At 44.7% G+C, this 10,895-nt stretch carries 12 protein-coding genes and 1 pseudogene; 8 read left to right on the top strand and 5 right to left on the bottom strand.

Translation table 11 applies throughout. The annotated features are described in order from the left end of the window. Window positions 1-236: 236 nt before the first annotated feature. Both NCCP2222_RS15590 and NCCP2222_RS15585 read right to left on the bottom strand, forming a co-directional pair. The gene (locus tag NCCP2222_RS15590) at window positions 237-386 is read right to left on the bottom strand and encodes a hypothetical protein (protein WP_248513250.1); all 150 of its coding nucleotides are present in this window, start codon (window positions 384-386) and stop codon (window positions 237-239) included. A 47-nt stretch (window positions 387-433) separates the two neighbouring features. Beyond that, window positions 434-637 (bottom strand): YheE family protein, encoded by a 204-nt coding sequence (locus tag NCCP2222_RS15585; protein ID WP_248513249.1) that lies wholly within the window; start codon window positions 635-637, stop codon window positions 434-436. 77 nt (window positions 638-714) lie between these two features. On the opposite strand from NCCP2222_RS15585, the gene NCCP2222_RS15580 reads away from it, so the two are divergent. Then, entirely contained in the window at window positions 715-1,104 is a 390-nt protein-coding gene (locus NCCP2222_RS15580) for a ferritin-like domain-containing protein (RefSeq protein WP_248513248.1), read from the top strand. A gap of 50 nt (window positions 1,105-1,154) precedes the next feature. Here the strand turns inward: NCCP2222_RS15580 and NCCP2222_RS15575 are convergent, their stop codons facing one another. The 3 genes from NCCP2222_RS15575 to NCCP2222_RS15565 all read right to left on the bottom strand — a co-directional run bounded on the left by NCCP2222_RS15575 (window position 1,155) and on the right by NCCP2222_RS15565 (window position 4,803). Next, window positions 1,155-2,846, bottom strand: a complete 1,692-nt coding sequence (locus NCCP2222_RS15575) for a methyl-accepting chemotaxis protein (RefSeq protein ID WP_248513247.1) — start codon at window positions 2,844-2,846, stop codon at window positions 1,155-1,157. Window positions 2,847-2,978: 132 nt separating this feature from the next. Beyond that, window positions 2,979-3,758, bottom strand: a complete 780-nt coding sequence (locus NCCP2222_RS15570) for an ABC transporter substrate-binding protein (RefSeq protein WP_248513246.1) — start codon at window positions 3,756-3,758, stop codon at window positions 2,979-2,981. A gap of 16 nt (window positions 3,759-3,774) precedes the next feature. After that, window positions 3,775-4,803, bottom strand: a complete 1,029-nt coding sequence (locus NCCP2222_RS15565) for a hypothetical protein (protein ID WP_248513245.1) — start codon at window positions 4,801-4,803, stop codon at window positions 3,775-3,777. A 141-nt stretch (window positions 4,804-4,944) separates the two neighbouring features. On the opposite strand from NCCP2222_RS15565, the gene NCCP2222_RS15560 reads away from it, so the two are divergent. The 7 genes and pseudogenes from NCCP2222_RS15560 to NCCP2222_RS15530 form a co-directional block, all read left to right on the top strand. Further along, window positions 4,945-5,238: a hypothetical protein gene (locus NCCP2222_RS15560; protein WP_248513244.1), complete on the top strand. Its 294-nt coding sequence runs from the start codon at window positions 4,945-4,947 to the stop codon at window positions 5,236-5,238. Beyond that, window positions 5,235-5,882, top strand: a complete 648-nt coding sequence (locus NCCP2222_RS15555; protein ID WP_248513243.1) for a glyoxalase — start codon at window positions 5,235-5,237, stop codon at window positions 5,880-5,882. The genes NCCP2222_RS15560 and NCCP2222_RS15555 overlap by 4 nt, the downstream gene beginning before the upstream one ends. A gap of 85 nt (window positions 5,883-5,967) precedes the next feature. Further along, window positions 5,968-7,110, top strand: a complete 1,143-nt coding sequence (locus NCCP2222_RS15550; RefSeq protein WP_248513242.1) for a DUF445 domain-containing protein — start codon at window positions 5,968-5,970, stop codon at window positions 7,108-7,110. Between the two features lie 17 nt (window positions 7,111-7,127). Further along, on the top strand, window positions 7,128-7,478 hold the full coding sequence (locus NCCP2222_RS15545) for a YlbF/YmcA family competence regulator (protein ID WP_248513241.1): 351 nt from the start codon (window positions 7,128-7,130) through the stop codon (window positions 7,476-7,478). Between the two features lie 113 nt (window positions 7,479-7,591). Then, window positions 7,592-9,106 (top strand): coproporphyrinogen III oxidase, encoded by a 1,515-nt coding sequence (locus NCCP2222_RS15540; RefSeq protein ID WP_248513285.1) that lies wholly within the window; start codon window positions 7,592-7,594, stop codon window positions 9,104-9,106. A gap of 432 nt (window positions 9,107-9,538) precedes the next feature. Continuing rightward, complete coding sequence (locus tag NCCP2222_RS15535; protein WP_248513284.1) at window positions 9,539-10,321, top strand: enoyl-CoA hydratase; 783 nt, start codon at window positions 9,539-9,541, stop codon at window positions 10,319-10,321. Window positions 10,322-10,421: 100 nt separating this feature from the next. After that, a pseudogene (locus NCCP2222_RS15530) lies at window positions 10,422-10,895 on the top strand (STAS domain-containing protein); the annotation flags it as partial.

Below are 10,895 nucleotides of genomic sequence, written 5' to 3'. Positions count from 1 at the left end.
CAGGGCACCCTTTGCGCGCCAGCATCAGTTAGTGGGGCTAGGAAAACCGCGAAAGTATACATGGGAATGCAAGTGCTACATCGCGAAGAATGCCGTTGACCAATCAAAGGATGGCACCAGTGCCAGATGACGTCAGTTGAGGAAAGGAGTCCATGAAGGAAGGGAAGCAGAGACTAGCTGTTATTTGTAGACACTCAAAAGGGTTGGAACTCAGTTCGATTCCAACCCTTTCGTCATTAAAAACGTTCAGGCTGCGTTTCCTTCCAAGCATTTTGCTCATTTGGAACGCGGCTTTTGTCTTCGAAGACATTTTCGGTTTTTTGGTCCTGGATTTTCAATTGCTCTTTTTCTTTCCGCAATTGTTCCGGTGATTTTTCTTTATCCATCCGTATCTCCTCCTCATCGGAAGGTAGTATATGTGGAATTAAATCTTTCATTCATAGACGTGAAACGTCATGAGCTCATGGATCATTTTTTTGACCGTCTCTTCTTCAGGTGGTGTGTCTCCGGTCCACCGGATTTCGCCGTCCGGCATATAATCTCCTGTATAGCGTTGTTGCTGATAGAAAAAAGAAAAAGTCCAGCCCGGCAGTGTGCCTTCTGTATACATTGGTTTATAGTTGAAATGCTGCAGCAATGAGATCGCTCCTTTCATATGGCAGCTTTCGCATGCATAGAGTGAAGAAATGAGAGCGAAAGGATGCTGCCGTGTTTGTGAATCAATTAAAGCAGGCCATTGAGGACGAATATCGGTCCTATTATTTTTACAAATTCATGTATGAGCAGACAAATAATCAATTATGGCGGGATTTCATTCAACATGCGTACGAAGATGAAAAAAGCCATTATGAGATGATGCAACAGCTCTATTATATGATGACCGGGACGTTTGTTCAAAATCCTAGAAAACCGGTTGCCTGCCATGATTTGAAAGAGTGCGCTAGGCGGGCGCTTGTGGATGAGCTGGATTCAGTTGAGCATTATAAGATTATGCTGCTGAGTATACCATTCCAGCAGGCATATAATCCAATTTTCATTGCGATGCATGATGAGATGGAGCATGCCATCCGTATGACGGCGATTTATAATGCGATGGGCGGATAAAAGAAGGGCTGTCTGAAGGTCAGTAGACATTCATGACAGCCCTTTTGACGTTATAATGTAAACTGCCTTACGAGACCATTTAGGTTTTCCGCTAGCTTGGCAAGCTGCTCGGAGCTCGCTGCGACTTCCTCCATGGAGCTGGACGTTTGCTGAACCGAAGCAGAAGTTTGTTCAACACCTGCCGCCGCCTCTTGTGAGACCGAAGCGATATCGTCCGCTGCCTGGTTCATTTGCTGGCTGTTTTCGGCAATCTCGTTCAAGTTGCCGGCAATAGTTGCAATGCCGGTTTCCATTTGATTGACTGCTTCATTGATCCGTTCAAATGTTTGAACGGTATTCTTCAATTGGTCCGAACCGGACTCCACTTCGCTATAACCGTCCTTTAAGGTGTTCGTGACCTGGCTCGTGTCATGCTGAATCCGAGATACAATAGATGAAATATCCGAGACAGACAGTGCCACTTGTTCGGCCAGTTTCCGCACTTCATCAGCAACAACCGAAAACCCACGGCCGGACTCGCCAGCCCGTGCCGCCTCAATAGCTGCATTCAGTGCAAGTAAATTAGTTTGCTCGGCAATATCTTTAATAGTAGAAACAAGCAATGAAATTTGAGCTGAATTGTCTTGCAATCTCTCCACTTTGTCAACGGAATCACGGACGATTTGGTTAATGCGCTCCATTTGATTCATAGACGAGTCCATGAGTCGATTCCCTTCGGAAGCCATGTCACTGACTTGGCGGGAATACCCTTGAATCCTCGCACCGCTTTCATCCGTTTCTTGCACTTTTTGATGGAAAGAAGCAGTTAAAGAAGCAAGATCCCCGGCATGTGAAGCCTGTCGCTCCGTACCTACTGCCAGTTCCTGCATTGTCATGGCAACTTGTGAAGATCCGGCCTTCACTTCATTAGCCGATATGGTCAACTCCTCGCTATGAGAAGCGACCGTGTTTGCCACCTCGTTGATCTGTTGAAGAATAGAATGCATCTTGGCGTTCATTTCATTCGTCGCTCCGATTAGCTGCCCGATCTCATCTCTTGAGTTTGTAATTAATGCTTCCTGGCTAATATCGCCATCTGCAATCGCACGCATGCGAGTCGTGACGGACTGAATCGGTTTGGAAATGAGACGTGCTGTCACCAATGCTGCAATGATGGCGAGAATCGTAATCGTAATGGACGTAATAACTCCAATGATGGAATTTGTTTTACTATGCTTGAGCATGTCTGCACCCATCGCTTTAATTTGATCCTCACGCTCTTTAGCCATTTGCTCATAGCCATCTTTGATTACTTTCAAGTCATTGCTTGAAATCATCATGTTGCGAAGGGCATTTTCTTTATTGCCCCGATCGTATTCATTAAATACTTCCTCTTTAATATATTCTCGCCATGTGACGGTTTGCTGGATAAGCGTGTCAAATTCTTCGCTGTCATCCAAAGAGCGGACAATGTCTTCATTTGTTTTTCCGAGTTCCGTATATTGATCAAACAAATCTAAATAGACACTTTGTCCAGTCAGCAAGTAGCCTTGTACGAACGAAATTCGTGAAGATAGAGTATTGGATAATACTTGATTGGCAATCAACAACTCGGTTTGCCGATCAATGATTTCTTCCATTTGCTTATTTTCATTTTTGTTTGTGTAGAAATTGAACGTGCTATACGAAGAAATCAATAAAATAACAATACCGAAACCGGCCAATATTTTCATAGCAACGCTCTTAAATGCAAAACGTTTCACAATGTATACACCTCTTATGGTTTGAATGAGTCATTAGTATCACATTTAGTATAGATACCATAGAGGATGATAGCATGCCTATCAAACTATGTAAAGTATAACCAGTTAGTATATTGGGCATATAAGGGATGATTACATACCTAGATTTCTAATGAAATAGTTTGGTGCTTCAAGCATTCGCGGCCCATACCATAGCATCTCGCCATCAATCAGAACGACATTAGCTCCAGGCGCCATGTTCCTGAATTCCTCGAGATGCTTCTCTTTAAAAGGATACGGCTCAGAAGCTAAAAAGATCGTATCCAACTGTGCTTTCTGAAAATCATCAGGGGTCACTGCTGGGTAACGGCCTTCTTTCTGTAGGAAGGGATTTTCAAATCCGAGCCGCTGCAATACATCTTGTATATACGTATCCTTTCCGACGACCATGTATGGCTTCTTCCAGATGACATAAGCGGCCCGCGCACCTGCTCGAGCCGACAATTTTTCAAATTCAAGCTGAATTTCTGCCACCAGTTTTTCTGCTTGAAGCCGGCGATCCGTCAAGTCGCCTATCGTTTCAATCATTTGCAATGCTTCCTGGACCGTCTGCACTTCCGCCACATAGACAGGCACATGCTGTTCCAGGAGCTCTGCCATCTCCTTCGTGTTTTCCTCTTTTTCTAAAATGACGAGATCTGGTGCTGCTTCCAGAATCGCCTCAAGCTTCAAGTCCTTTGTCCCGGCCACAGCGGGCACCGATTGGACACGATCTTCAGGATATTTGCAAAAACGTGTTCTGCCGACAATCTCTTGTTCCAATCCGAGAGCGAATAAAGTATCCGTAATCCCCGGACACAAGGAAATGATCCGTTTGGGTGGGTAATTAAAAGTAACGGGACGTCCAGTCCGGTCAATTATTTCTTTTTTCATCAAAAACACCTACTTATTAGTTTTCTGCAAAATGGAGTTTGGCCGCCTTCGCCACTTCCTCCGGAGCTTTCAAAGAAAGCGGTTCTCCGTGTAAATAATTGAAAACATTCATATCACTCGTCTTCAACATGCCAATCGTCATTCTTGGAACGAGGCGAATGTGGACCCGCTCGGCTTGGGAACCGGAGAGGGGAATGAACAGGCCTAGATTAAAACTGTTAATGCCGGCTTGTGTAAAATAAGCAAAGAATGCTGTTAGACTTTCCGCCAAGCTTTCATAATGTGCATCCGTCAAATCCTTTAAGGCGGCCGCACCGATTATGCCAATAAAGTCGGCATGGCTGAGCGGAGCAAAGGCATGAACCCACTCGATGGATCCTTTTGTGCCGAGCCAACGCTCTCCATTTCTTTTCTCCACAGCTGCCAATGATTCAAAAAAGCCCTCGCCTTCACGTTCGCTGAAGTTCCTGCAAGAGAGGGCAATCTTTGCCTGATAGTTTGTTGGATGTTCAGAAGCGAGCACATGGATGTGCGGGTGAATAATACTGCCTCCAGAGGGAGGGAGATAGTTCCAGTTGATGGAAGCGTATGTCGTTTTCGGATCAAACTCCGTGACTTTCTCGACATATTGGTGCGCGGTCATGAAAGCATCCTTTATAAGCGGCACTGTAAATTCATCCAGCTTCACATAATGCTGATCGCTCATCCGGACGACAGCATTATGCTTACTATAAGGGAAAAGATTCGGGAATGCGACGGCCTCCCCATGAATCAGACGCCCCCCGTCGAATAATTCATCCGGAAATCTAGGTGTTGAAACAAAAACATTCTCAGCACAAAACGGACACTTCTTGCCAGCAGTTGCAGCAGCTTCTTCAGTAAAATCAGCAGGAGTGAAAGGTGCTCCCGGATCAAAGATGATACGCGCTGTTTCTCCTGTCAGCGGATCGAACCGAACTTCTGTCTGACGATCAATTAGTTTGCCATCCTGCATCGGGTCATGGAAAGTAAAAAACTCTTCTTCTTTTCGAAATTGAATTGTCATCGTGCTCCTCCTTTGAGTATGTACAGCCGCGGGACAGCTGCAACATAGATATGTTAGAATTGTTGTATAATAGTTTACCAATAATTCTTGAAATAGTCACTGTGATGTGATGCTGAATATAGCTAGGATTGGGGGGAGAATATGCTGCGCTATAAGAAGTTATTCGGCTTATGTGTCTTACTTGTTGCGCTTTCTGCTTTAATTATTCCACAGCCCGGATATCGCTTCGGCTGGCCGCTTCGCTGGGTTGAATACTATGGAAAAGAACCGATTGCCGTATCGGCTGACTTGTTTAAACCGGGTAACTTACAACATCTGTTTTTTGATTTATGGAATTTAGTCTTGGGTGCATTGCTTCTATACTTTACTCTCATACTTTTGCATAAATTGCTTTCAAGAATGATGGGAAAAACAGACGGGAGAATCCAGGGATGATTGAATCAGCGACATTTTATACAAATAAATTAAAAGCATTGAAACGGTTTTACGTAGATTTACTGGAGCTGGACGTAGTCGAGCAGTCAGAAGGGCAGATGACATTTCGGGTCGGTGAATCAGAAGTAACCTTCAAAGAAACAGAACAGCCCGCATTTTATCATTTCGCATTCAATATTCCGGGAAATCAATTCTCCATGATGAAATATTTCATCAAGGACCGGCTTTCATTAAATTGGGAAGACGGACGGGATGAGGTGTATTTCTCCAGTTTCAATGCAGATTCGATGTACTTTGAAGATCCTGCGGGTAATATCGTCGAGTTGATTGGCAGGCGAAAAAGAGATTTGTTTGGCGATTTGACGAAAGAGTCCTTCTTAAATATTAGCGAAGTCGGCATCGTTACGCCAGATGTGGAGGGAGTCGGAGAACAGCTTTTGGATGCCGGCATCCCACTCAGGAAGGGGACGGATATCCACCCGGATGAGTTAAACTTCCTAGGAAGAGGAGACACATACATTGTGCTCGTCCCTCCAGGCAGGCGGTGGTATTTTTCGAAGAAGGCATCCGAGGTATATCCGCTTGAAATGTATTGGAATGGAAAGAAGATTGGGATAGACAGCGATGGAAAGTGGCTGAAATGATTTATAGTCAAGCAGACCTTATTCTTTTTGCCTATGCCATGGTTCTGTTATAATGTAGCGGAACTAAGTAGGAAAAGGTGAAGCGATGAATTTCATATGGACACTTCTGTTCATGGCAGTCATCGGGGCTTTGATTGGCGGCTTTACGAACCATTTAGCCATCAAGATGCTCTTCAGGCCGCATGAACCGAAATATATTGGCAGCTGGAGAGTACCTTTCACCCCGGGGTTAATTCCGAAACGGCGTGATGAATTGGCCAAGCAACTAGGGAAGACTGTCACGAATTATTTATTGACCCCAGAGACATTCCGGAAGAAACTGCTAACTCCTGAAATGGAAGCGAAAGCGGAACAATTTGTGCAGCGCAAGCTGGATGAGCATATTCTCCAATCTGACAAGACACTGAACGATTGGCTAGCAGTCGCAGGCGCTTCTGAATTTGCAGGGAAAGCAGAAGAAAAGTTCATGGCGGTCATAGACGGGCAATTGGTGTCCGTACGCGAAAAATTAATGACCGGGACAGTCGAGGAAGTGGTGCCGGCGCAATGGCTTCAACAGGCAAGCGGACATTTGCCGACCATTACGAATCACATTTTACAAAGTGCTGAGAATTATATTGATTCCTATGAAGGAAAAGTGATGTTTCAGAAGCTGATCAATGATTTTCTGGAATCCAAAGGAACATTCGGCGGCATGTTGAACATGCTATTCGGAGATTCGAACTCCCTCGTCGAAAAGGTTCAGCGGGAAGCATTGAAATTTATCACTGCTCCGGGGACATATAATTTGGTACATTCCTTGCTCGAGAAAGAGTGGAATAAGCTGACGAAGCGTCCGATGGAAGAGCTGATCGGCAACTTCGATTGGGATGGACTGTTCATTTCCATCAAAGCATATGCTAAAAAGGAGCTTGCGATCGAAGCAAGATTGGATAAGACACTGGCCGAGTATTGGCCGTCAGGATCCGATTGGACTTCGGCCCATATAACGCCGAAGCTTGTGGGGTTTGCATTCGACCAGGCAGAAAAGCAGTTGGAGGCATCTCTTAGCAGGTTGAAGCTAGATGAAATTGTCAGGGAGCAAGTGGATTCATTTCCGGTTGCCGTGTTGGAAGACTTAGTATTAGGCATTTCCAAACGGGAATTTAAAATGATCACCGTTCTCGGCGCTTTGCTCGGAGGACTCATTGGAATCGTGCAAGGCTTGATCGTATTTTTTACAACATAAACTGAGGGGGAAATACTATGACAGTAAATATTTATGATGACGTAAACCGATTGGAAGCAACACTTCGCAAGACGGATGAATTTGCGGAAGTCGAACAAGCAATTAACGAAGTAAAAACAGATTCCACGGCATTGGAGCTTTTCAAAAGCTTCCGCCAAATCCAAGTGACGTTGCAGGAGAAGCAAATGAAAGGGGAAGAAATTGCCCCTGAAGAATTTGAGTATGCACAAAAAACAGCTCAATTGGCGCAACAAAATGAGAAGATTATGAACTTGCTGCAAGCGGAAATGAAGCTGAGCGGCTTGATCGAAGAAGTCAATCGGGTACTTATGAAGCCTGTGCAAGAATTATACCAAACGATATCCTAACGTAATGGACGGCCTGTCATCAGGTCGTTTTTTTATTTCGAGAAGCGGTTTTTCGGGATTTTTGATACAATGTGGAAAGGTATTTGAGTAATCAAAGAAAGTTGGTACTTCCATTGCAAAAAATCATTTTACAGCAATCGTTTCCACAAGATTGGATTCGCATGTTCACCCATCTGGCGAATCTGTTTTTTGAAGAGGCGAAAATTGAAATAGAAGGCACAGACGATGTAATTCTAGTTGAATTTACTGTCGAGCAGGCAGCAGGCATATGGAGCGGGGAATCCACATTGAAGTGGAACGGACATGTATACCATTCTGCTTTCTCGGAAAAGGAAGAAGAAGGAGACGAGAAGCAGCGCAACCGGCAGTTAAAACGGATTTACTCTCATCTCTTCCTCGATTCACTGGAGCAGGCTACAGGGATGGAGCAGGCTTGGGGAATATTGACCGGCATCCGCCCGACAAAGTTATATCATAAGTATCGTAATGAAGGACTAACGGCAGCGGATACAAAGAAATTGCTAATGAAGCAGCATCGGATCTCTCAGGAGAAAGTGGATTTATTGGCGAAAATAGCAGACGTGCAATTAGGTGCGATACCTGATCTGCATGACTTGGAAAACGAAGTAAGTCTGTATATCGGAATTCCATTCTGTCCAACGAAATGCGCCTACTGCACATTTCCAGCGTATGCCATCCATCGGAAAAATGGACGGGTTGAGTCATTTTTGGATGGCTTGCACGAAGAAATGCGCGAAATCGGCAAATGGCTGAAAGAACGGGATATTAAAATTACGACCATTTATTTTGGCGGAGGCACACCGACAAGCATTGAAGCAGATGAGATGGACGCTCTCTATCAAACGATGTATGACTCATTTCCACATATGAAGGAAGTGCGAGAAGTAACCGTAGAGGCGGGGCGCCCGGACACGATTACGCCTGAAAAGATCGAAGTGCTAAAAAAATGGGGAATCGACCGGATCAGCGTCAATCCGCAATCCTATACGGATGAGACGTTGAAAGCGATCGGACGCCATCATACCGTACAGGAAACAATCGACAAGTTTTGGATGTCTCGAAACATGGGCATGCGAAACATTAACATGGACCTCATCATCGGCTTGCCGAATGAAGGGCTGGACGAGTTCCAGCATTCATTAAATGAAACTGAAAAAATGCAGCCCGAATCATTGACGATTCATACGCTATCATTCAAGCGCGCCTCGGAAATGACCCGCAATAAGGACAAATACCGGGTTGCTGACCGAGTGACTGTCGAGCAGATGATGAAACAGGGCGAGCAATGGACTGCCTCAAACGGCTATGTTCCATACTATCTGTATCGGCAGAAAAATATCCTCGGCAATCTGGAAAATGTCGGCTACGCCAAACCGGGAGAAGAGAGCATATACAATATCCTCATCATGGAAGAGGTTCAAACGATCATCGGGATCGGCTGCGGAGCGTCCAGCAAATTCATGGACCCTGTAACTGAAAAGATAACGCAATTCCAGAATCCGAAAGATCCGGCTGCGTACATTTTGACGTTTGAAGAGTATATTGATAAAAAGATCGAACACTTAGAGCGAATTTTCCCGAACCGCCCTGTTGTTTCGGAAGCATAAATAGGAATGAAAACCGCCTAGGAATTCAGTGGGAAACTGATTTTCCAGGCGTTTTTTTGTGGTATGCCAATTCGAGGGTGCGTTGCTTGCTTCGCGGGGATTAAAAGATGTAGAACAAAAGATGTCGCGCTGAATGCCTTTGACCAATCAAAGGTTTTTACTAAAAGACCCATACAAATCAAGGTAGCCTGTTATAAAAATGGTTTATGCGCGGGTAAGGCAGTATAATGCGCGGTTATCTCGTTTTATGCGCGTCTGAGACACGCCTGGCCTGCCTGGACATAGTACTGCGGTTTACCAGCTACGCGGAGAATTATAGTTTAAAACAAATCCATTCAAAGCGAAAATACTTTATCCCCGCCGATTAAAGGATTTTAGCGAAATACGCCGAATAGTATATTATGAACAGCTATTCATTTTAAAAGGGGTGTCATAATGTATCAGACAATCAAATTGGTGAAAGAAGGAAGGCTTGCGCGTTTGTATTTGAATCGTCCAGCAGCGATGAATGCGATGGATGATGTGATGATGAAGGAGCTTGCGGATGCGTTCGAGGCATTACGAGAAGATGCGTCGGTGCAGGTGCTGATCCTTCAAGGAGAGGGACGGGCGTTTTCGGCAGGTGGGGATATTAAGAAAATGATTGACCCGGAATCGCCGATGGATATCGGGAAAGTGATGGTGGATGTGTCCCGGCTGGCGAAAGGGTTGTACAGTTTGCCGCAAGTGACCATCGCGGCTATTCATGGTGCGGCTGCCGGACTTGGTTTCAGCATGGCGTTAGGCTGTGATGTCATTGTTGCTGAGGAAGATAGTAAACTTGCGATGAATTTCATTGGCATCGGGTTAGTGCCGGATGGGGCTGGCCACTTCTTCTTGAAGGAACGGATTGGAGTCCCGCAAGCGAAGCAACTTATTTGGAAAGGCGACGTGATGACCGGTTCAGAGGCAGAGGCGAAGGGGCTGGTGGACCAAATCGTTCCTAGTGGGCAGCTGGAACAAGCAGTTTCGGGACTTGCTGCACACTTGCTGGCATCTCCCATCCAGGCGATGCTAGCGTCGAAAAAGATTTTACACACTTCAAAAATGAACGAGTTGGCGGACATGCTACAAATGGAAAGCGAAGCCCAAGTAGCGATGCGGAGCACTGCCGATCATTTGGAAGGAATCCAAGCATTTATTGAAAAAAGGAAGCCTTCTTTTACAGGAAAATGAGTGTATTAAATTACCAGCGAAAATATCTTTAATTAAAGGTTTATTCCCGCTTTGAAAAGGCTATATATGTAGATGCATAGATGTAAAAGGGGGAGCAAGAATGGACCGTATCTTCAACAATGACTCAGTTGAGAAGTACTTTGAAGAGAATAAGAAGGTATTCGAGCAAGAACTTTTGAATGAAGCTGTAACAGTCAGAGACAAAATAGACGACATTCTTCAAATCGGCAATATCGACTTGATTAACAATGCTCATCACCTCGTTTCCTGCATTATGGAAGGAAGAGAAGAAGAGCTTCTCGCATTTGCCAAACAGGAAGGCATTGCTTGGGCGACCCACTCGCTCACCTTATCTTTCAAGCTCGAATGGGTACAAGCAATTCGGAGAACAATTTGGTCCTTTATTAATAAATATACAGAAGCGGAACAATTCAAGTACGACTTCTTTAGTTTAGAAAAACAGATTAACAATCGAGTAGATACATTCTTGAATGCATTTTTTATTAACTATTCAACCTATAAAGATTCGCTGTTAAAAGCGCAAAGAGAACTGGTAGAAAATCTCTCGGTGCCG

This window comes from Sporosarcina sp. NCCP-2222 (assembly GCF_023168145.1).
Classification (GTDB): Bacteria; Bacillota; Bacilli; order Bacillales_A; family Planococcaceae; genus Sporosarcina.
Note: the sequence above shows the minus strand (reverse complement) of the source record. Positions and strands in the feature narration are given on the sequence as shown.